The sequence below is a fragment of the Robertmurraya beringensis genome (assembly GCF_042433785.1).
In the GTDB taxonomy this organism is placed as follows: Bacteria; Bacillota; Bacilli; order Bacillales; family Cytobacillaceae; genus Robertmurraya_A; species Robertmurraya_A beringensis.
The window spans coordinates 53983-76015 of the sequence record NZ_JBHLUU010000010.1; the positions used below are offsets into that span (position 1 = coordinate 53983).

The 22033-nt window shown below is 40.2% G+C and carries 24 protein-coding genes; 22 read left to right on the forward strand and 2 right to left on the reverse strand.

What is annotated here, in order from left to right; all coding sequences use genetic code 11:
* Window position 1: 1 nt before the first annotated feature.
* From ACFFHF_RS01985 to ACFFHF_RS02020, 8 genes are all read left to right on the forward strand, one after another.
* The gene (locus ACFFHF_RS01985; RefSeq protein WP_377057509.1) at window positions 2–1480 is read left to right on the forward strand and encodes an adenosylcobinamide amidohydrolase; all 1479 of its coding nucleotides are present in this window, start codon (window positions 2–4) and stop codon (window positions 1478–1480) included.
* Between the two features lie 32 nt (window positions 1481–1512).
* Window positions 1513–2304, forward strand: a complete 792-nt coding sequence (gene cobS / locus ACFFHF_RS01990; RefSeq protein ID WP_377057510.1) for an adenosylcobinamide-GDP ribazoletransferase — start codon at window positions 1513–1515, stop codon at window positions 2302–2304.
* Entirely contained in the window at window positions 2253–2849 is a 597-nt protein-coding gene (locus tag ACFFHF_RS01995) for a histidine phosphatase family protein (protein WP_377057512.1), read from the forward strand. The genes cobS and ACFFHF_RS01995 overlap by 52 nt, the downstream gene beginning before the upstream one ends.
* A gap of 16 nt (window positions 2850–2865) precedes the next feature.
* Window positions 2866–3429, forward strand: a complete 564-nt coding sequence (locus tag ACFFHF_RS02000; RefSeq protein ID WP_377057513.1) for a cob(I)yrinic acid a,c-diamide adenosyltransferase — start codon at window positions 2866–2868, stop codon at window positions 3427–3429.
* A gap of 27 nt (window positions 3430–3456) precedes the next feature.
* Complete coding sequence (locus tag ACFFHF_RS02005; RefSeq protein ID WP_377057514.1) at window positions 3457–3840, forward strand: VOC family protein; 384 nt, start codon at window positions 3457–3459, stop codon at window positions 3838–3840.
* Between the two features lie 126 nt (window positions 3841–3966).
* A complete protein-coding gene (locus ACFFHF_RS02010) occupies window positions 3967–5055 on the forward strand; it encodes a D-alanyl-D-alanine carboxypeptidase family protein (RefSeq protein WP_377057516.1) in 1089 nt (362 codons plus the stop codon).
* Between the two features lie 202 nt (window positions 5056–5257).
* Window positions 5258–6331 carry a D-alanine--D-alanine ligase gene (locus tag ACFFHF_RS02015; protein WP_377057517.1) on the forward strand — a complete coding sequence of 358 codons (1074 nt, stop codon included), beginning with the start codon at window positions 5258–5260 and terminating at the stop codon, window positions 6329–6331.
* 63 nt (window positions 6332–6394) lie between these two features.
* The gene (locus ACFFHF_RS02020) at window positions 6395–7771 is read left to right on the forward strand and encodes a UDP-N-acetylmuramoyl-tripeptide--D-alanyl-D-alanine ligase (RefSeq protein WP_340901852.1); all 1377 of its coding nucleotides are present in this window, start codon (window positions 6395–6397) and stop codon (window positions 7769–7771) included.
* Between the two features lie 41 nt (window positions 7772–7812).
* On the opposite strand, the gene ACFFHF_RS02025 is transcribed toward ACFFHF_RS02020, so the two are convergent.
* Window positions 7813–8646: a Cof-type HAD-IIB family hydrolase gene (locus ACFFHF_RS02025; RefSeq protein WP_340901854.1), complete on the reverse strand. Its 834-nt coding sequence runs from the start codon at window positions 8644–8646 to the stop codon at window positions 7813–7815.
* Window positions 8647–8856: 210 nt separating this feature from the next.
* Between ACFFHF_RS02025 and ACFFHF_RS02030 the strand changes: the two genes are divergently transcribed.
* The 5 genes from ACFFHF_RS02030 to ACFFHF_RS02050 all read left to right on the forward strand — a co-directional run bounded on the left by ACFFHF_RS02030 (window position 8857) and on the right by ACFFHF_RS02050 (window position 14577).
* Window positions 8857–9549: an alpha/beta hydrolase gene (locus ACFFHF_RS02030; protein ID WP_340901856.1), complete on the forward strand. Its 693-nt coding sequence runs from the start codon at window positions 8857–8859 to the stop codon at window positions 9547–9549.
* Between the two features lie 340 nt (window positions 9550–9889).
* Window positions 9890–11374: a degradosome RNA helicase CshA gene (cshA, locus tag ACFFHF_RS02035; RefSeq protein ID WP_377057522.1), complete on the forward strand. Its 1485-nt coding sequence runs from the start codon at window positions 9890–9892 to the stop codon at window positions 11372–11374.
* A 236-nt stretch (window positions 11375–11610) separates the two neighbouring features.
* Window positions 11611–12573, forward strand: coding sequence for a UV DNA damage repair endonuclease UvsE (uvsE, locus tag ACFFHF_RS02040; RefSeq protein WP_160549394.1), 963 nt, complete (start codon window positions 11611–11613; stop codon window positions 12571–12573).
* Window positions 12574–12644: 71 nt separating this feature from the next.
* A complete protein-coding gene (locus ACFFHF_RS02045) occupies window positions 12645–13121 on the forward strand; it encodes a PH domain-containing protein (RefSeq protein WP_160549393.1) in 477 nt (158 codons plus the stop codon).
* Window positions 13114–14577 carry a PH domain-containing protein gene (locus ACFFHF_RS02050; protein ID WP_160549392.1) on the forward strand — a complete coding sequence of 488 codons (1464 nt, stop codon included), beginning with the start codon at window positions 13114–13116 and terminating at the stop codon, window positions 14575–14577. Before ACFFHF_RS02045 ends, ACFFHF_RS02050 begins: the two co-directional genes overlap by 8 nt.
* An 8-nt stretch (window positions 14578–14585) precedes the next feature.
* On the opposite strand, the gene ACFFHF_RS02055 is transcribed toward ACFFHF_RS02050, so the two are convergent.
* Window positions 14586–15308 (reverse strand): rhomboid family intramembrane serine protease, encoded by a 723-nt coding sequence (locus ACFFHF_RS02055; protein ID WP_160549391.1) that lies wholly within the window; start codon window positions 15306–15308, stop codon window positions 14586–14588.
* A 122-nt stretch (window positions 15309–15430) separates the two neighbouring features.
* Between ACFFHF_RS02055 and acpS the strand changes: the two genes are divergently transcribed.
* The 9 genes from acpS to ACFFHF_RS02100 all read left to right on the forward strand — a co-directional run bounded on the left by acpS (window position 15431) and on the right by ACFFHF_RS02100 (window position 22019).
* Complete coding sequence (gene acpS, locus ACFFHF_RS02060; RefSeq protein ID WP_160549390.1) at window positions 15431–15787, forward strand: holo-ACP synthase; 357 nt, start codon at window positions 15431–15433, stop codon at window positions 15785–15787.
* 170 nt (window positions 15788–15957) lie between these two features.
* Window positions 15958–16974: a LolA family protein gene (locus ACFFHF_RS02065; RefSeq protein WP_160549389.1), complete on the forward strand. Its 1017-nt coding sequence runs from the start codon at window positions 15958–15960 to the stop codon at window positions 16972–16974.
* A 124-nt stretch (window positions 16975–17098) separates the two neighbouring features.
* On the forward strand, window positions 17099–18268 hold the full coding sequence (alr, locus tag ACFFHF_RS02070) for an alanine racemase (RefSeq protein WP_340901863.1): 1170 nt from the start codon (window positions 17099–17101) through the stop codon (window positions 18266–18268).
* 199 nt (window positions 18269–18467) lie between these two features.
* Window positions 18468–18749 carry a CopG family ribbon-helix-helix protein gene (locus ACFFHF_RS02075; RefSeq protein WP_066060032.1) on the forward strand — a complete coding sequence of 94 codons (282 nt, stop codon included), beginning with the start codon at window positions 18468–18470 and terminating at the stop codon, window positions 18747–18749.
* A 4-nt stretch (window positions 18750–18753) separates the two neighbouring features.
* A complete protein-coding gene (gene ndoA, locus ACFFHF_RS02080) occupies window positions 18754–19104 on the forward strand; it encodes a type II toxin-antitoxin system endoribonuclease NdoA (protein ID WP_019156408.1) in 351 nt (116 codons plus the stop codon).
* Window positions 19105–19403: 299 nt separating this feature from the next.
* A complete protein-coding gene (rsbRA, locus tag ACFFHF_RS02085; protein ID WP_340901873.1) occupies window positions 19404–20237 on the forward strand; it encodes an RsbT co-antagonist protein RsbRA in 834 nt (277 codons plus the stop codon).
* Entirely contained in the window at window positions 20234–20590 is a 357-nt protein-coding gene (gene rsbS, locus ACFFHF_RS02090) for an STAS domain-containing protein (RefSeq protein ID WP_066060023.1), read from the forward strand. The genes rsbRA and rsbS overlap by 4 nt, the downstream gene beginning before the upstream one ends.
* 4 nt (window positions 20591–20594) lie before the next feature.
* Window positions 20595–20996 (forward strand): anti-sigma regulatory factor, encoded by a 402-nt coding sequence (locus ACFFHF_RS02095; RefSeq protein WP_160549385.1) that lies wholly within the window; start codon window positions 20595–20597, stop codon window positions 20994–20996.
* 12 nt (window positions 20997–21008) lie between these two features.
* Entirely contained in the window at window positions 21009–22019 is a 1011-nt protein-coding gene (locus ACFFHF_RS02100; RefSeq protein WP_160549384.1) for a SpoIIE family protein phosphatase, read from the forward strand.
* Window positions 22020–22033: the final 14 nt, after the last annotated feature.

Below are 22033 nucleotides of genomic sequence, written 5' to 3' on the forward strand. Positions count from 1 at the left end.
CATGCTTCACATTCAGCATGTCAGTGGTGGTTACGCAGGACATTCAATCGTAAAAGATATTTCCTTTGAAGTGAATAAAGGCGAGATGCTTGGTATTCTAGGACCGAATGGAAGCGGAAAAACCACGCTTCTAAAAATAATTAGTGGAATTTTGCCCGCTTCTGAAGGAACCATTTCCATTGATGGAAATAAGCTTTCCGAATATTCTCCCAAGGAATTGGCTAAGTTGATTGCGGTGCTGCCCCAGCATGCGGCAGATCCTTTTTCCTACACGGTAAAAGAAACGATATCGCTTGGGCGTTATGCCCATCAAAGAGGCTGGTTCAATAGCTGGAGTAAAGAAGATGAGGAAACGGTCCTGCGAGTTATGGAGCAAACGGGAACCTTGAGCCTTCAAGACCGAAATATTCAAGATCTCTCTGGTGGAGAGAGACAAAGGGTTTACTTAGCTCAGGCACTCGCCCAGGAACCACGTATCCTTCTACTTGATGAGCCGACCAACCACTTAGATTTAAGCTATCAAAAAGAGTTGTTTGATCTGTTGAAAAAGTGGTCAAAGGAATGTGAACTAATGGTCGTTTCTATTTTCCATGATCTCAATTTAGCGGGATTATACTGTGACAGACTTCTGCTCCTTCATGAGGGAAAGATTGTGATAGAAGATACTCCGAACGAAGTGTTAAAACAAGAACGAATTCAAACCGTTTACCATACGAAAATTGCCAAACAGCCTCATCCAAAGGTTCCCGTTCCACAAATGGTGTTATTGCCTGAGTGGGAAAATGAACAGATTGAAGAGATCTATCAAGTTGACCCATCAGTGATTCAGGCTTCATCAGAAAGAATTGTAGTAAAAACAGAGCAACCATTAAAAACAATGAGCTCTGGTGTGATTGGTTCCGGAACGGGCTGGTATCAGAACTTTGTTAATCGCCATGTAGACAAAACCTATAATTGTAGTGACCATAAACAAGAAATGGCCCACTATTTAGAAAGAAATGGCTTCCTTCCAGGGGAAACGGTTGGAATGATGACTGCTGTTAAGCTTGAAGATGTCTCTTATAAGCTTTATATAGATGGCAATGTTTCCATTTTTGTAGTCGTGACGGCAGGTGTTGGAAATGCCATAGACGCATCTGTTATGGATCGAGAAGTGTTTGATTATAAGCCTGGTACAATCAACACATGGGTCTTCGTGAATGGAGAATTATCGGAGGAAGCATTTATTCAATCCATCATGACCGCAACGGAAGTAAAAGTGAAGGTGTTGCAAAATGAAGAGGTGCTTGACTTAAACACTGGGACACTTGCAACAGGTACCTCAACAGATAGCATCTTAATTGCAGCTACCCAAAAGGGGACATCCATTGAATATGCAGGCTCCTTTACTCAGCTAGGTAGATTAATTAGCCGAGGAGTCTTCGAATGTACAACGGAAGCCATTCGGAAATCTAGATTGAGAAAAGAAGGCATGAGTTAATCTCGTTCAAAATAGGTCCGGGAGGATAAGCTGTGAAAATTGTCCGTGCTTTTCTATTGAATTTGCAATTTTTTACCTCCATTCCTGTTAACATGAACTTGCCAATGGATGCCACGCATATGAAGCGTGCGGTTGGCATGTTCCCGTTATTAGGAATTTTACAAGGAGGCATGTATTCAGTCCTTCTTTTCACCTTAATAGAGTGGACCCCGTTATCGACAGTCGCCATTGCTTTTATCTTATGGTTGGCATGGATCTTCTTTACAGGAGGTCTTCATCTAGACGGTTGGATGGATGCAAGCGATGCATTCTTTTCCTATCGCGACAAGGAAAAACGATTAGAAATTATGAGCGATCCTCGAACAGGAGCATTTGGTGTGTTATCTGCTATTGTGCTGTTAAGTGGTCGCTATTTGTTTTTATATGAAATCACGAGTTTTGCCCATTCTTACACGTATATCGTCATCCTGTTCATTCCTTTTTTCAGTAGGGGAGTGATGGGTGCGTTATTAGTCCTTGCTCCACTTGCAAAGAATGAGGGACTGGCCGCATTTTTTAGAGAAAGATTGAGTAAGATTTCTTTACTCAGTTATCCTTTCTATTGTATGGTCGTGTTAATAGGATTAAGCCTTTTCATGCCAGCGCTTACTCCCTCGTTCCTCTTGTTATTAGCAAGTGCTTTTTTATGTTTTTTATTTATTCAAAAAAAATCAGTCCACTGGTTTGGGGGAATAACCGGAGATGTGTTGGGAGCATCTGCAGAAGGGACGGAATGGTTGTTATGGATGATTGTGTGGCTCTGGCATTATGCAGGCATGGTTTAACAGAAGCAAATAAAAAACAAGCCTATTTAGGGTGGACGGATTCTCCTTTATGCCATCAACCCTCCCCGCTAGTAACGACGTATGAAGGGTTTTTTACGAGCGATTTAGGCCGTTGTATTACCACGTTACAAGCATTCTTTCCTGAGGTAAAACCCATTCAATTGAGCGAGCTAAGAGAGATGCATTTTGGTGATTTTGAGGGTTGCACCTATGAGGACTTAAAGGATCTTGAAGAGTATAATCAATGGCTCAATCATTACAAAGAAGCGACCACACCGAATGGCGAAAGTTTTCAGCAGTTTGTAAAAAGAGTTGATCGTGGTTGGGACAAGATGATTTCTGAAGTGAAACATAATCATTGGACACGTTCGTTTGTTGTCACGCATGCAGGTGTCATAAGGCATTTATTAGCTAGGTTTGCACCAGACGAACGAGCATACTGGGACTGGAATGTGTCCCATGATTTTTATTATGAATTACTATTTTTGAAAAAAGCCTTTGAAAAGGGAGAACGAGCCTTTTCACTAAAGAAAGTATCCATTTAAAGGGGATGATGAGCACATGAAGATTTATACCAAGACGGGAGACAAAGGGCAAACGAGTATCATCGGTGGAAGAGTGGATAAGGATGATATCCGAGTGGAGGCGTATGGAACGATTGATGAAGTAAATAGCTTTGTTGGACAAGCGGCTGCGGAGCTCAATGCGGATGTTTTTGCGGATGTTCTTGCAGACTTGGAGAAAATTCAGCATGAGTTATTTGACTGCGGAGGAGATTTAGCCAATGTAACGGCCAAACGTGTTCCGAAACTTACAGAGGAAGCAGTTCAGTACTTGGAGCAAAGAATCGATGTGTATACCGAGGAAGCGCCACCACTTGAACGCTTTATTTTACCAGGAGGAACAAAGGCTTCTGCTGCGATTCATATTGCTCGTACCGTTGCTCGTCGCGCTGAGCGTCTAATTGTCAGTTTATCAAAGGCAGATTCAACGACCCCAAGTGTTTGCTTACAGTATGTAAACCGTCTTTCTGATTACTTTTTTGCTCTAGCGAGAGTAATAAATTTCCGTTTAGGTGTCAAAGATGTTGAATATGTAAGAAGTGCGAAGGTGTTTAGAAATTAGTTAAAGTAGGGAAGAGGAGAAAAGTCTATGGAAGTTAAGCTTGGATATGTCATTTTGTACGTGGGCAGCTTAGAAAAAACAAAGCAATTTTATGGTGAACTACTTGGATTAAAGCTTCGAAATGAGTTTGGTTCCTACATTGAATATGAAACGGGCTCAACGATCTTAAGTATGAATACAAGGGCAGGCGGAAGAGAAGTGACTGGATTGCCTATTCCAGATGGTATTCAAAGAAGTCATACGTTTGAGTTAGGCTTTGTGACGGAGGACGTTGAGGGGCTTGTGGACCGGCTTCGTCACGCAGGAGTACCGGTATTACTTGAACCAACAGAGAAACCATGGGGCCAAAAGGTTGCTTATGTCGAAGATCCAGACGGGCATTATATTGAAATATGCACTCCTATTCCTTAAAAGAGAAATCGATCCTTTTTGTTACGAAGGGTCGATTTTTTTGTTATTTTTTTTATTGGATTAAGAATATAAAAACCTTCAAACTCAAAAAATAACCCTTGCTACTGATGTTAGAAAGGGGATAGAATGAGACACTTAAAATGGATACTCGTATTTCTTTTACTTTTGTCAACGGTGACTGCTGTTCCAACAAAAAGCCATGCCATTGCTGCAAAAGGGGCTATATTAATGGAGCAAGAATCAGGACGAGTATTATTTGAAAGAGATGCTCACACACCAATGCGTATTGCAAGTATCACTAAGATTATGACGGCTACTTTAGCGATTGAATCTGGGAAAATGAATGAGATGGTGACGATCAGTAAAAAGGCATCTGTCACGGAAGGGTCCTCTCTCTATCTACAACCTGGAGATAAAATAAAACTAGAAGACCTTGTGTATGGATTAATGCTCCGCTCTGGAAATGACGCAGCTGTGGCCATTGCAGAACATGTGGGGGGAAGCCTAGACAAGTTCGTGAAAATGATGAATAAAAAGGCGAAAGAAATTGGCATGACCAAAACGGTATTTGCAAACCCGCATGGCTTAGATGACCATGAAAATCATTATTCTACCGCCTATGACATGGCCTTGCTCACAAAATATGCGATGCAAAATGAACAGTACCGTAAAATTTCAGGAACAAAGGAATATCATTGCAAAAGTTTAAATCGTTCGATCGGAACTTGGTTTAATAAAAATAAGCTTCTTACGATTTTGTACCCATATTCAACAGGCGGAAAAACAGGCTACACCATTCGAGCGAAACGCACTCTTGTATCAACGGCAGAAAAGGATGGTTTGAAATTGATTGTTGTCACCATCAATGACCGACAAGATTGGAAAGACCATATGTCCCTGTTTAATATGGCTTTTCAAAAATATGAGAGAGTAGAGGTTGTTAGCCAAGAGAAATTTGCCTCCTTCCAAGGCTCTTACTTAGGTGGGGTGGTACCGGAACAAGAAATCGTCTACCCAATGACAAAAGAGGAAAAAGAAAGTGTTGAAGTCACATTCAAGCCATCTAAACAAAGAGGATTACGTAAAGGAAAAGTAGGCGAGCTTAAAGTATTTGTTTTAGGAAAAGAAATCGGAAAAACGGATCTACTAGGAGAAGATCTTCCGAGATCAGAGAAGGAAAACAATGACTCCTGGTTGAAAAGACTTTTTCGCTAAGTGATATAGATGAAGACGCATGAATTTATGCGTCTTTTTCATTTGGTAATAGGAAAAAGGTTGTGAAGCAAGCTACTAATAACATACTTATAGAACGAAGGGCTTAGGGAAAAAAACTACATAAATGCACAGAAGTACGGTTCCTTTCTTAAAATAGATAGTGGTAAAATAGTAAAGGCAATGATTATATGGAGGTACGTTTATGAAAACGAAGTTAGGGTTATTATACGGTGGAAAATCTGCTGAACATAAAGTGTCGTTACAAACAGCATTAGCAGTCATTAATGCGCTTGATCATAGCAAGTTTGAAATACATCCTATTTATATAACGGAAGAAGGTAGCTGGGTAAGTGGGGGGCTATTAACTGGTCCGGTTGAAACGGTAAAAGAATTAATTTTTACAGAAGGTGATGCACTCCCACCAACTTCTTTAACACCTGCATTATCAAACAAAGGGGAAGAAGCTGGCTATGATGTTATTTTCCCACTTCTTCATGGTCCGAACGGAGAAGATGGAACCGTACAAGGATTACTAGAACTGTTAAACCTTCCGTATGTAGGAAATGGTGTACTCTCTTCTTCTGTAGGAATGGATAAAGTTTTAATGAAAAATGTGTTTGCACAAGCTGGTTTGCCACAGGTGAATTATGTCTCTTTTATCCGCAGCAGTTTTGAACAAAACACCGAAGAGGCTTATAATCAGGTAGAAGCAGCGCTTGGCTATCCTTGCTTTGTCAAACCAGCAAACCTTGGATCTAGCGTTGGAATTAGCAAATGTTCCAACCGTGAGGAACTTGCGCTAGCATGTAAAGAAGCCTTCCAATTTGATCGTAAAATCATTATTGAACAAGGTGTGACAGCAAGAGAAGTAGAAATTGCTGTATTAGGAAATGATGATCCTGAATGCTCAGTTGCTGGAGAAATTGTCCCTAAGGTTGAATTTTACGATTATAAAGCAAAATACGAAGATGGAAATACAGCTTTAATCATTCCGGCTGAAATTAGTGAGGAAGAGTACAGTCAGTTGAAGGAATTGGCGATAAAGGCTTTCAAAGCACTGGATTGCTCAGGATTAGTTCGTGCCGATTTCTTTTTAACAAAAGATGGGAAGGCATATATTAATGAAGTGAATACAATGCCAGGATTTACACCGTTTAGCATGTTCCCTCTTCTGTGGAAGCATACTGGCTTGGAATATCCCAAGTTAATTGAAAAGCTAGTGGAACTTGCTAAAGAGCGCCACGCGGAAAAGCAAAAAATTAAGTATACGTTTTAATGGAGGCACGGCAAGTAATTGCCGTGTTTTCCTTCATCATCGGAATGAGTAGGAGGTAGCATAGTGATAAAACGAACGATCAAAAAACTAACGAAAATGATGACGGTCATAAATGAAGTGGGTCCGTTTGAACAGGTAGAGATTTCTGGAGTTTCCATTGATTCAAGGAAAATTGATAAGGGGAATTTATTCGTCCCGTTTAAAGGAGCTAATATGGATGGGCACCAATTTGTAGAAGCAGCTATTCAAGATGGTGCAGCAGCCGCACTATGGCAAAAGGATGTACCTAACCCGCCTGTTGGACTTCCGATTCTAATGGTTGAAGATACATTAGAGGCTTTACAGCAGCTTTCACGTAGTTATCGAAATGAGCTTAACGTTAAAGTGGTAGGAATAACCGGTAGTAACGGGAAAACGACAACGAAGGATATGACGGCGAACCTCCTTTCTCTTTCGTATAAAGTACAAAAGACGGAAGGGAATTTTAATAATCATATTGGCCTGCCTTTAACGTTATTAAGATTAGAAGAGGATACGGATATTGCGGTTGTTGAAATGGGAATGAGTGCACTAGGGGAAATTGAGTTTTTATCAAAGCTAGCAAAACCAGATGTGGTGATCGTGACCAATATCGGAGAATCGCATTTACAGGATTTAGGTAGCAGAGAAAATATTGCAAAAGCAAAGCTTGAGATCATCTCAGGAATCAAGGAAAATGGCTTGATTGTTTATAATGGAGACGAGCCACTTCTACGGAAAGGGCTATCAGACTATGTGGGGAGTGCTGAGCTTCAAACATTTGGTCGTTCTAGTGAAAACACCTTATACCCTGTATCAATCGTTCAAAAGGATGACGGCAGTAGGTTTACGATCAATAAGGGGAATGAAGAGTTTCATTTACCGGTACTTGGTACCCATAATATTTTAAATGCTTTAGGGTCCATGCTCATTGCGAACTACTTTGATGTTCCATTTGAAAAGATGAATGAGGGCTTTGCTCAATTGAAACTGACAAGCATGCGAATGGAGCTTGTTTCTGGAGCAAAAGGTGAGAAAATCATCAATGATGCTTATAATGCGAGTCCAACATCCATGAGGGCAGCCGTTGATCTGGTAACTACTCTTTCTGGATATGAAAAAAAGATTCTTGTACTCGGTGATATGCTTGAGCTTGGCCCAAATGAGGAGAATTTCCATTATGAAATAGGGTCAGGTGTGAATAAGGAAGCCATCGATTATGTATTTACATATGGAAAGCTCGGTCAATTCATAGCGGAGGGAGCAAAGTCTGTACTCCCAGAGGATCGAGTAAAAGCTTATGAAAATAAAACGGATTTGATTTCCGAATTAAAGAAATACACGGACACTAAGACTCTTTTGCTTGTGAAAGCATCGAGAGGAATGCGTCTAGAAGAAGTAGTTCATGAGTTGCAGAAATAAATAGAACAAACGTCCCAGGAGTAGTTCCGGGACGTTTGTTTTTATTTAGAAGCTACCTTTACCTTCGAAAGAATAAAATCCTCAACCACTTGAGCAACCCCATCATTGTTGTTTGTGTCGGTTACGTGATTAGCAATTTCTTTAATTGCATCTGGTGCGTTCCCCATCGCGACGCCAAGACCAGCAAATTCAATCATCGTAATATCGTTGTAGCTATCACCGATCGCAATCACTTCTTCAGCCTTTATGCCAAGCTTTTGAGTTAATTGGTGTAGGCTTGTTCCTTTTGTCACGTTCAGAGCGGTAAATTCTAAGAAGAAAGGCTTTGAACGGAACACACTTACTTCCTCTCCGACTTCTTTAACAAGTGTTTGTTCAACATCTACAAGAACATCTGGATGTGCAAGCATCATGGCTTTTACTACAGGCTCTGTGATGGTTGCCTTAAATTGATCAACGATCTGCATAGGAAGCCCTGTAATCGTTGATTCAATATCTGCATACTCGTTAGGCTCTTCGATGACAATGGATTCATCTTTATAAGATAAAATAGCCACACCTTCGCGTCTGCTCAAGTCGTATAAGCGATGAGCCATTTCGCTTGAAATCGAAGAATTAAACATTTCTTCATTGGTTTTTGCGTTTATGATTTTTGAACCGTTAAAGGAAAGTATATAGCTTCCGTATTGATCTAGTTGTAAATCCTTCGCAATAGAAACCATTCCGAATGTTGGTCGGCCAGAAGCCAGAACCACTTTTACCCCAAGCTCTTGCGCGGCCATTAAAGCTTCTTTGTTTCTTTTTGAAAGAGTATGTTCGTCATTGAGCAAAGTATCGTCTAAATCTAACACAATCATTTTGTATGGAAGAGTCATAATAACATCCTTTCTTTAAAGCGTTACTCTATCATCCTACTACATTATGACTCTCACGAATAGCAGAAATCATTGGAGAATAAGTAAAACCAACGGCTAATAAAACCTGATTCCACCCTAAAAGTGTAAAATTACAATAAATAACCCTTTCTTTTACAGAAATAGGGTGTAAAATAGAATTGTAAAGAAATTGGTAAAGGGTGAGAAAAGGTGATTGGTTGTCTATGTATCCATGGTTTTACCGGTGCACCTTTTGAGGTGGAGCCGTTAGTTTCCTTTTTACAAAAACATACAGACTGGCGACTTGTTACACCCACTCTTCCTGGACATGGTGAAACACTAGATCTTAAGGGGGTAGCCTACCATGATTGGCTTCACCACGCTGAAAGAGAATTAAAGTCTCTTTTAGAAACATGCGAAGAAGTGTATGTGATCGGTTTTTCTATGGGGGGAATGATTGCAAGCTATTTAGCGGTTCATTATCCGGTCGATAAGCTGGTTTTATTGAGTGCAGCTGCCTATTATATGAATCCAAAGCAGCTGGCATTAGACATAAAAGAAATGGTAACAGATACGTTTAGAGGCGGTTTGTTGGAAAATGAAATGTTCCTCCGTTACAAACGAAAAATAAAGGAAACACCACTAACAGCGACGATGCAATTTAGACGATTAGTATCTAATGTTAGACCGTTGCTTCCTGAGATTCATATCCCAACCTTTATTGCACAAGGCAATGTCGATGGAATTGTTCCTCCCAAAAGTGCCCGTTTCCTTTTTGAAAGAATCAGCGCGACGGAAAAGAAAATCGTCTTTTATCAGAATGCGAAGCACCTGATTTGCCACTGCGAGGAAAGAAATCAGCTTTTTGAAGAAGTGCTATCGTTTCTTAAAGGGGAGTATTAGGGAGAGACCTATTTCATTGCATTCAGTTCCTTAAGATGGTAAGATAACTTCAAAGTGACAACGAGAAGGACAACTTTCGGACATACTCCACTTGGGGAATGTCTTTTTTCACTTTTATATACTTGTTCACTTTATAGTGATTAAGACGGTTGGGTGTGTTACCCGACTTATAGATGCTAAATTACCTTATACATAGTGAAACTTTTGATTGCTCTTTTAAATAAAGAGTACTTTTTCATAAGATGCCGTATGCAGAGAAAGTTTCACTTCGTCCCCCTTACCTTGGGGAAAGTGGACACGGGATAATATTTTTCGTTACAAAAGGAGATTGGTAACATTGATGACAAAGTTTCAAGATTTAGGTATTAGTCCAGCAACGATGAAGTCGTTAAAGAGAATGGGCTTTGAGGAAGCGACTCCGGTACAAGCACAAACCATTCCACTTAGCTTGGAGAACAAAGACTTGATCGGGCAAGCGCAGACTGGAACAGGAAAAACAGCTGCCTTTGGAATTCCTTTAATCGATAAGATTGATGTGAACTCGAATGTGGTTCAAGGAATCGTTATTGCACCAACAAGAGAGTTAGCGATTCAAGTATCTGAAGAGTTATATAAAATTGGCTACGGAAAACGAGCAAGAGTTCTATCTATTTACGGTGGGCAAGATATTAATAGACAAATTCGTGCGCTGAAAAAATTCCCTCAAATCATTGTAGGAACTCCGGGAAGAATTCTTGATCACATTAACAGAAAAACGCTTCGCCTTGAAAATGTACATACAGTGATTTTGGATGAGGCAGATGAAATGTTAAACATGGGCTTTATTGAGGATATTGAGTCTATTCTTGCCCAAACTCCAGAGGAGCGTCAAACTCTGTTATTCTCAGCAACGATGCCAGCACCGATTCAACGCATGGCGGAGAAGTTTATGAAGAACCCTGAAGTTGTTAAAGTGAAAGCAAAGGAAATGACTGTTCCTTCCATTGAGCAATTTTACGTAGAGGTTCAGGAAAAGAGTAAGTTTGATATCTTAACGCGCCTATTGAATATTCAAGCGCCAGAGCTTGCAATTGTATTCGGTCGTACAAAGCGTAGAGTTGATGAGCTTTCAGAAGCCTTAAATTTACGTGGGTATATGGCCGAAGGAATTCATGGTGATTTAAGCCAAGCGAAACGTATGTCTGTTTTGAAAAAGTTTAAAGAAGGGTCCATTGATGTGCTAGTGGCAACAGATGTTGCTGCACGTGGACTAGATATTTCTGGTGTTACTCATGTGTACAATTTCGATATTCCACAAGATCCTGAAAGCTATGTACACCGTATTGGTCGTACAGGCCGCGCGGGTAAAACAGGTATGGCGATGACGTTAATTACACCAAGAGAAAAATCATACCTATCAGTGGTAGAAAAAACGATCAAGAGAAAGATGGAGAAAATGGTGCCTCCAACGTTAGATGAGGCATTAGAAGGACAGCAAAAAGCAGCCATCGAAAAAATTCTTCAATCGATCGAATCTGAAAACTTACAATATTACAAGCAGGCGGCAGATGAGCTTCTAGAGCAACAGGATGCATCCACCATCGTGGCAGCGGTTCTCAAAATGTTAACGAAGGAGCCGGATTCAACACCGGTAACGTTAACGGAAGAGAAACCATTACCAATGAAAAAAGACTTCCGTAACAATGATCGCCGTGGGAAATACGACTCTAAAAACAGAAGCAAAGGCTCTTTTAAGCCAAGACAAGGTCAAAGTCAAGGTAATCGCCGTTCGAACCACAGTAGCTCGAACAGAACTGATTCAAGATCAAACAGCTATAATCGTTAAGTGTGTTCAAACCCCTAGCCGGAAAGCTAGGGGTTTTTTATATGACGTTTAAGGCAACTGTTTTGCGGGATTATGCGTCATAAGTGTGTTCTTATGACGTGTAACGCAACCGAAATCCGGCGTACGCGTCATAAAATGATTACTTATGACGTGTACGCATCCGCTTTATCTCATACATACTAAAGCTGAATTGCCACAAACTATGCAAAATATGAAAACGAAGGTGTGAACTGAAAATGATTGTTCGATTGGGGTATGTGGCAATGAGCGTAGAGCTTCAAAACGCTTCTCCATCACAAACAATGACCTTTAAGCAATTTTCGCAAATTCCGGACCGGGAAGCTGCTATTCAAAAGCTAGAGCGAATAGCAAAAAATAATTTAACCAACTGCTTACGACTTCTTAAGCATAATGTAGCAAATGAGATCCATTTCTTTCGCTTTAGTTCCAAACTGATTCCGCTTGCTAATCATGAGCAGTTGTCTGACTGGAAGTATATGAGACCGTTAAAAGAAATATTGCAAGAAATCGGCCACTATTTACAAGAGCATCCGATCCGTGTTGATTTTCATCCGGATCATTTTGTCCTGTTGAATTCGAAGAGTACCGATATATTAAACAATTCGATAAAGACTCTTGCGATGCATGAAGCATTGCTCAAAGGGATGGGAATTGACCCAGAGCATCGTTGTGTTATGCATGTAGGCGGTGCATATGAGGATAAAGAAAAAGCACTTGAGCAATTTATTCATAACTGGGCTTATGTGCCTGCCTCAATCCAGCGGATGATTATGCTTGAAAATGATGACACGAGCTTTCATCTCGAACATACGTTGTACCTATGTGAAAAGTTAGGGATTCCTATAGTGTTTGACTATCATCATCACTTAGCGAATCATGAGAAACCAGAATGGGAAAAGGAATGGGATCGGGTTGTCTCGACGTGGAATTTGTCCAAGTTACCCATTAAGATGCATATTTCTAGTCCGAAGTCCGAGAAGGAATACCGTTCCCATGCGGATACGATTGATCGAGAGATGTTCTTGCATTTTTTACATACGATTAAAGGTTCTGTTCATGAAATTCATTGTATGATTGAGGCGAAAAAGAAGGATGCTGCACTATTTCAATTAGTGGAAGACTTAAAGGGAGAAAAAAACATCACTTGGTTGGATCAATCGAGTTTTGAAATACAATAATGAAACTTATTTCCTGCTCAAACCGTATGACAAGAAGAAGAGTTACTATGGAGTAGGGGGAGCTTGCAAATATGAATGAACCGCAGAAACGAATTTCAGACAAGGCCCTTTCGGTGTGGCGAATAACAGGAGCAATGACCTCAGTCAGCGTAATGTTGATGGCAGGGGGAGTGATTTGGCTATCCAATGTATTTTCATGGCCTGCTTGGGTTGTAATAGCTGCTGTTGCAGCAATCATTCTTCATGTTTATTTATATGTGTACCTATTTCCTTTATTGCGTTGGAAAAGGTGGCGCTATGAGGTGAGAGAGCAGGAAATTGAACTTCAGCAAGGTGTGTTTGTGGTAAAGAGAACGCTTGTCCCAATGATCAGGGTGCAACATGTTGATACAAGACAAGGACCGCTTTTGAAAAAATACGGACTTGCTACTGTGGATGTATCTACAGCGGCAACCGTACACGAAATTCCTGCGCTTCCGATGGAGGAGGCAGAGGAGCTGCGTCAATTTATTTCAAGATTAGCAAGGGTGGCGGATGAAGATGTCTAATTCGAAGCGACTTCATCCTATAGCGGCAGTCACGAATTTTTTCAAGCAACTTAAAGAGCTAATCGTTCCGTTTGTAGCTTTCTTTGTGTTTGGAACAAAGGCTTCAGAAGGTGATCTTTGGTTTTTTATGGGTTCAATTGTCGTCGTCATTTTGGTACTCGGAATTGGCGTATTAAATTGGCTGCGCTTTTCCTATCGATTGGAAGAAGGGGAGCTGCGAATGGAGTATGGCCTGCTCGTAAGGAAGAAAAGGTATATTCCATTTGATCGCATTCAAAGTCTGGATTTCTCTGAGGGAATCCTTCACCGGCCATTTGGTCTTGTGAAGGTGAAGGTAGAAACAGCTGGACCAAGTGGTGCATCGGATGCGGAGGCGGTTTTAACCGCCATAACAAAGGAAGAAGCGAATCGGATTCAAGAAATTATCGCTCAAGCGAAGAGTAAGCTTGTTGAAGATACTTTGGATATCGAAGTTGAGCGCATAGAAGAACGTGCGGAGGAAAAGGTTATTTATCAAATTTCCTCTAAAGAACTTCTGTTGTTAGCGACTACCTCTGGAGGGGTGGGGGTGGTTCTTTCTGCCATGGTCGCATTTTTGTCTCAACTGGATGATCTGATCCCGTATGAAAGTGCCTATCGAGAAGTAGAGAGGGTGGTTTCAAATGGTATCGTCATCGTATCTGTGCTTGTCTTTATAGGGTTCTTACTCGCTTGGGTGGTCGCATTAGTTGGAACGATGGTGAAATTCGCTCAATTTACGGTGAAGAAAACAGAGAGAGAGATCATCATATCTAGGGGCTTGTTAGAAAAGAGACAAATCACCATTCCGTTGAATCGAATTCAAGCCGTTCGCATTTCTGAAAACATTCTGAGACAGCCCTTTGGACTATGTTCCGTTTATCTTATAAGTGCAGGTGGGTCTGTAAGGAATACAGAGGGATCGAAGGTGCTATTATTACCGGCTGTGAAGAAAGCGCAGGTTGCTCATATCCTTCAGGAGCATCTTCCGATTTTAGCTACAAAGCAGCCATTTAATAAGCCGCCGAAACGTTCGCTTCCAAGGTATTTGTTCCGGGGAGCCTTGATGGTGGTTCCATTGGTGATAACTGCTATAGCCATTTTTAAGCTATGGGGCTTACTGTCAATCATGCTTTTCTTGTTCTCTAGTGCCTGGTCATATGTAATCTATAAAGATGCGGGCTGGAGTATCGAGGGGCAGCAGCTAAATATCCAGTATAGAGGCTTTATTAAGCATACTCTATTTATGAAAAAGAATAATGTTCAATCGGTTTCTTATAAAGAAAGTTTCTTTCAAAGAAGAAAGAATCTAGCTACGATGACAAGTCTCATTAAATCGGGGATGGGAGCCATCGGAGGGACGATTGTTGATATTGAAAAAGAGGAAGCTAGGGAGATTTATCACTGGTATTCTCATAGCCAAAAAGCGCCTTTTTGAGGCGCTTTTTATCTACTTAGTAATCCAATTAGGGCTAAGAAAATGAGCACGGCAAGCATAATGGACGTGGGGCTCCATTTTTTAGGACCGCCCGAGGAATGGAGTGTTCTTTTGGTGATTCTCTGAAAGGAGGAGGTAAGCTCTCTTCCGCGTTCAATGGCAAAGGAGCCAAGAATAAGACCGGCAAGAAGACCGAAAATATGAGCGGTCACATTTACGTTTGCGTTAACGAATGTCATAATCACACCTATTACGACAATGGCTAACACCACCTGTGTGTTTTCACGAGAAAGCATTTCCTTCCGAAAAAAGATCATCGCTAAGTAAATGCCAAACAATCCAAAAATGGCTCCACTTGACCCGACATGTGTGTAGGTTAATGGTTTTAAAAATAAGGTAGCAAGATTTGCGAGAATTCCTGTTGATAAATAAAGGGTGATAAAGCTTTTTCTACCAAGGATATGCTCGAGACCTGGACCAAACAACACAAGGGAAAAGCTGTTAAATAGAAGATGTGGAAACCCACTATGAAGGAAGATAGGAGTCACCAACCTCCAAAGTTCCCCTTCCATAATATAAAGATTTACACCAGCTAACCTTTCAAAAATCAGACCACCCGGAAAGAAGGGAAGAACAATAAGCAAGTACAAAACAATATGAATAAAGACAATACCGGTTATAATGGGGTAATAACGGGTAAAATCTTTGAAGCTCTCCGTTCGGATAAACATAAGAACCCTCCAATGTATTCATTTTTACTATCATAACTGTTTCATATCTATAATACACGTGATTACAATACAGTTTGTACACAATATGCTTCGTAATCATTTTTTAGAAGGAGGTGCTACGTTTGATTTCGGGAATAGGTATTGATATCGTTGAGCTTTCTCGAATTGAGGAGCTCAGTGCAAGGCAAAGTAAGTTTGTCGATCGAATTTTAACACCTAGAGAAAAAGATAAATATCATACATATCATGGGAAAAGGAAAACGGAATACTTAGCAGGGCGTTTCGCTGCAAAGGAAGCCTTTTCTAAAGCAGTTGGAACGGGTATTGGTGAAAGTTTATCATTTTTGGATATCGAAATTCAGTCGAATGAAAAAGGGCAGCCAATGATTATAAAACCCTTTAGTCAAGGTGTATACCTATCCATTTCACATAGTAAAGAGTATGCGGTTGCGCAAGTGGTGATTGAAAAAAATAAATAGCTTGTTCCAATCGTTGGACATATTCCCCAAGGTTGTCTCATATATTCATAGTGCAACAGAAGAGCGGGGGATGGCGGCGAGTTTCTTTAGCGGTTACTAAAACCGTAAGAGTTCATATCCTTCCCTCACTCTTCTTACTACGAAGAAATGAAACTAAAGGGGTTGAAGGAATGAGGAAGAAATTATTATTGCTATTCGCCGGGCTAATGGCAGTACTTATGTTAGCCGCCTGTGGATCTAAATCACAAGAAGATGTGGTGAAGGATTTAACCGGGAAGGTTGAAAGTTTGAAAGGTTATAAGGCGGATGCCACCATGACTTTGCAAATGGGAACTGAGCCTCAGACGTATGATGTGCAAATTTGGCACAAAGCTCCTACTTACTATCGAGTAAATTTAAAGAATGCTCAAAAAGACCAAAGTCAAATGATTTTACGTAATGATGACGGTGTGTTTGTATTAACACCAGCCCTTAATAAGAGCTTCCGCTTCCAAAGCGATTGGCCGGAAAATAGCAGCCAGGCGTATTTGTATGAATCACTGATTGAAGATATTATTGCTGATAAGGAAGCAAAGTTTAGTGCGACTAAGGAGCATTATGTATTTGAAACAAAGACTAGATATCAAAACAACAAGATGCTGCCTTACCAAGAGATTACGTTTAAAAAGGATTTAACACCAGTTAGCGTAAAAGTAATGGATCCTGACCGAAAGGCATTAGTAACTGTCGAATTTACAAATGTTAAATTTGATGCTAGCTTTGATGCGAAGGATTTTGATATGGCTAAAAATATGACAGGTGCCCAGCTTGAAGTTCCTGTTATGTCAAATGTAAAAGATGAAGCGTTCACGGTGATGTATCCAACAGAAGAGATTGCTGGTGTGGACTTAATCGAAGAAAAAGAAGTGAAAACTGAGAATGGAAAACGTGTGATTTTAACATATGATGGTGAAAAGAGCTTCACGCTTGTACAGGAAAAAGCCATTGTTGCCGAAGCGTCGGTTACATCAACAACAGTTTCTGGTGAACCGATTGACCTTGGTTTCACAATTGGTGCTATGTCAGGAAATACCATTTCATGGACGTATCAAGGGGTAGATTACATGCTTGCCTCCAATGACTTATCCGAAGAAGAAATGGCTATGTTAGCTAGATCGGTTCAAGTGCAAGGGGATATAAGTAAATAATGAATCAACAGGCTTCTCATGATGAAGCCTGTTCTTTTTGTATGGATAAGTAAGTTGACAATCACCGCCTAGGATTCGATAATCGTATGTATATGTTAGACCGGAAGTAGAAGGAAGTGTAGAAATGAGTCACAATACTTTGTTTTATCGAGATACATGGGCAGAAGTTCATTTAGATAAAATCATGTATAATGTTTCACAGTTAAAAAAACTTTTGCCGAATCACGTTCAAATGATTGCGGTTGTAAAGGCCAATGCATACGGTCACGGAGATGTACAAGTAGCGAGAGCTGCTTTAGAAGCTGGTGCCACCTACTTGGCCGTTGCGTTTTTAGATGAGGCCATTGCTCTAAGGAACAAAGGAATAACAGCCCCTATCCTTGTATTAGGAGCCAGTCGTCCCGAGGATACATCGGTCGCCGTTAAAAATAATATTACATTAACTGTATTTCGATATGAGTGGTTACAACAAGCAAAGGGAATGTTAGGTGAGGGAGAAAAATTATCTATTCATATAAAACTTGATACAGGTATGGGAAGAATTGGTGTTCGTTCAAGGGAAGAATTGACATCCATTGAGGAGCTACTAGAATCAAGTGGATGTTTTCTTTTTGAGGGAATTTATACTCACTTTGCTACAGCGGACGAGTTAGAAGAGAGTTATTTTCGAAAACAACTCTCGCGTTTTCACGAGCTTTTATCGTATTTAAAGGTAAAGCCAGACCTTGTCCATGCAAGCAACAGTGCAGCATCATTTCGCTTTGGTGAAGCTTCATTTAATGCCATTCGGTTTGGTATTGGGATGTATGGGTTGACTCCATCCCTAGAAATGGAGTCCGTGTTACCCTTTCCGTTACAGGACGCATTTTCACTTCACACCAGACTTATTCATGTAAAAAAGTTAGAAAAAGGGGATTCGGTTAGCTATGGTGCCACTTATACCGCTCAGGGGCCTGAGTGGATTGGCACGTTGCCAATTGGTTATGCGGATGGTTGGATTCGAAAGCTACACGGGCAAGAGGTGCTAGTTGAAGGGAAAAGAGTACCGATTGTCGGTCGAATTTGCATGGACCAATGCATGATTAGATTGCCTAAAGAACTTCCCATTGGAACCCTTGTTACGCTTATTGGAGAGCAACAAACGGAATACATTTCAATGAATGAAATTGCAACCAAATTAGAAACAATTAATTATGAAGTTCCTTGTATCATTTCAAGTCGTGTGCCTAGAATTTATAAAAAATATGGAAAAACGATTGAGCAAAGAAACGATATTTTGCATTCATATGTATAGTGGTATCCCTTTTAGAATAAGGATTTATAGAAAAAGATCCAGATTTATGAATCTTTGGAGACTTCATGAATAAAAGGGTATTTTTTTGGTGGATAATACTGAAGTATGACTTATTCCCCTTTGCATTGTGGTGGATTGGTGTTATTATAAAATATGGTAGAGATAAAATGGTGTGTAGTGATGGTGGAGGTGTATGTTTGTGTCTGAGTCCAGCGCAACAACAGAAATTATGGTGAAATTACCGCAACATCTTTTAACCGAATTGGATGGTTTTGTGAAACAGGAGAATGTGAACAGAAGCGAATTCATTTATCAAGCTACTAAAATGTACTTGCGTGAGCGGAAAAAGAGACAAATTCGTGAATCCATGCGAAGAGGCTACATGGAGATGGCGAAGATCAACTTAACGATTGCTTCAGAAGCGTTTCAAGCAGAGTATGAGGCAGAACATACAGTTGAACGTCTAGTAAGTGGGGGATAATCCTTTGATTGTCAAACGTGGTGACGTTTATTTTGCAGACCTATCCCCAGTTGTTGGTTCCGAGCAAGGTGGCGTTCGTCCAGTTCTTGTGATCCAAAACGATATCGGGAATCGGTTCAGTCCCACAGTGATTATTGCAGCCATTACAGCTCAAATTCAGAAAGCGAAACTGCCTACTCACGTTGAAATTGATGCGAAACGCTATGGTTTCGAACGAGATTCAGTTATCCTGTTGGAACAAATTCGTACAATTGATAAACAACGTCTGACCGATAAGATCACTCATCTCGATGACGAAATGATGGAGAAAGTGGACGAAGCTTTACAAATTAGCCTAGGTCTTATTGAATTCTAAAAATACGCTCTACTAAGGGCGTTTTTTTATTGTATGAAAAAGAAATCATACTGTGCAAAAAAAGGATAGCCGAGTGCTATCCTTTTTTTGTGCCTATCCAAAACGGCCTGGTTGCACTATGTTTAGCTACTCGAAAAAAGGGTATATAACAAAGTCGCAATATTGTCATAATTAGTTTAAGCTTTCGCATAAAATTGTTATCATTATGGATAGGTTCAAAATTTGGTTTTAAGCTTACGTTACAGTTTAAAGACAATCCGTTTTGAAGAAACCTAACATGTTAAAATTGGGAGGATATAATGAACAAAGCTATTGAACAGTATATTCAAACGAATCGGGAAGAGATATTAACAAAGTGGATTGAGAGCATGAAGGAAAAATCAGATGAGCGGGTTCTGAAGGTGGTTTCTGACCAAGTATTCGTAGGGACAAGCCGAGAGTTCATTGATCTAATTGTTTCTAATCTAAAAGATTCTGATGAAAAGTATAGTGAAAAGCTTGTAGAGTTTGCTGAAAAAGTAGTTAGACTTGCGTGGCCTTTAACCTTTGTTACGGACGGATTACGGGAATTTGCAAGAATTGCTTTTGAAGGAATGAATGCATCAGGTCATGTAAATGAAGAAAATCGTATGGAAATCATTTATGACTTTGATAACTGGATAAGTCCAATGACAAATGAGATTGTTAATGTATATTCCTCGACTTGGGAGCGAACAGTTTCACTTCAAAAAATTGCTCTTCAAGAATTGTCCGCTCCTTTAATTCCCGTGTTTGATGGCATTTCTGTCATGCCTCTTGTTGGGACGATAGATACGGAGAGGGCAAAACAGATTATGGAAAGCTTGTTAAATGGAGTGGTAAGAAATCGTTCAGAAGTTGTTCTTATAGATATTACGGGTGTTCCGGTTGTAGATACAATGGTCGCTCATCATATTATTCAAGCTGCCGATGCAGTTAGACTAGTTGGGGCCAAGTGTATGTTAGTAGGGATTCGTCCAGAAATAGCACAGACAATCGTCAATCTTGGGATTAATTTAAATCAAATTACAACAAAAAATACACTGAAAAAGGGCATTGAGTCTGCTCTTGAAATTATGAATAAAAAGATTATCAGCACGGGGGGAGAAAATTGAGGATACCCATTCTAAAATTACACAATTGCTTACTAGTATCAATTCAATGGGAATTGGACGATCAAACGGCCCTTCAATTTCAGGAAGATTTGCTTCATAAAATACACGAAACGAGCGCTAATGGTGTTGTAATTGATATCACTTCCATTGATTTTATTGATTCCTTCATCGCGAAGGTGCTTGGTGATGTAATTAATATGTCTAAACTTATGGGTGCTAAAGTTGTCATTACAGGTATTCAGCCAGCGGTGGCGATTACTCTTATTGAATTAGGAATTGGTTTAGATGATGTCCTAACAGCTTTGGATCTAGAAAAAGGTTTGGAGAAATTACATCAGGAATTGGGGGAATAACCAAATGGGGATCCAATCCTGCGTAAAAATCATTAATGAATGGGATATTGTTGCAGCTAGGCAGCTAGGTAGAAATGTGGCAAAAGAGCTTGGATTTGGAACGGTAGATCAGGCTAGAATCACCACTGCTATTAGTGAATTAGCGAGAAATATTTATTTATACGCTGGTCAGGGCCAAATCTGCATTGAAAAACTATATGAAAGCGGCAAAGCGGGATTGAAGGTAGTAGCGATAGACAATGGACCTGGTATAAAGGATATAAGGCAAGCAATGGAGGATGGATATTCAACATCAGGTGGTTTAGGGGCTGGATTGCCAGGAGTCAAACGCTTGATGGATGGGTTTGGGATTAACTCAACACCAGGTAATGGTACAGAGATAACGGCAACTAAGTGGGTGCGTTAGGGGGAGCATTTTATGGATTTCCGAGAATTGATGGAGGCAAAATACCGGCACATACTTGAAAAATACATAAACGACCCTTCTGAACAAGTGTTGTATCAGGGCCAAAAGTTCAGTAGAAAGTCTATTGAGCATCGAATCTCCCCTGAGGAAATCATCAGTTTACATAAAACTCTTATGAATGAAATGTATCCAGAGTTACCAGAAGAAGTATCGCTCTCCTTTGATATGTTACTAGAAGTGATGTTAGGCTACGGTCTTGCTTATAGAGAGCTTCAAAGCTTGCGCCATAAGCAGCAGGAACTAAGAACGGAAATGGAGATTGCTGCAAATGTACAACAAACCTTATTAGGAACCCATGTCCCTTCTGTGCCTTGGCTGGATATAGGTGCTATTAGTGTTCCTGCCAAGCATATGAATGGAGATTATTATCACTTTGTTCAAGATGAAACAAATAATATAAGTATAGCTATTGCAGATGTCATTGGGAAAGGAATCCCGGCAGCATTGTGTATGTCCATGATCAAATATGCGATGGACAGTCAACCGGATAATCAACAAGAACCGAGTAAAGTATTAGAAAATCTAAATCGGGTCGTTGAACAAAATGTGGATCCTAGTATGTTTATTACTATGTTCTATGGTGTGTATCATCCAATCGAGCATACATTTGCCTATTCTTCCGCTGGACATGAGCCGGGCTTTCTTTACCGTGCGCAATCGGGAGAATTCACTGAAATTGAGGCAAAGGGTTTGCTGTTAGGAGTAGAGAAGCGGACGAAATATCTGCAGTATGAACAAGCCATAAATGTTGGAGACATGATTATCTTGATGTCAGATGGTGTGACAGAATGTCGCTCAGAAGAAGGGTTTGTCGAAAAAGAAACCTTAATCTCGTATATAAATAAATATATCCATTTGCCTGTACAGGAGATTGTAACCAACATATATAAAGAGCTAGAAAAGCTCCAACACTTTCAATTGCGAGATGATTTTACTTTAATAATCTTGAAAAGAAAGGTTTAAGTACTAATTTTTCA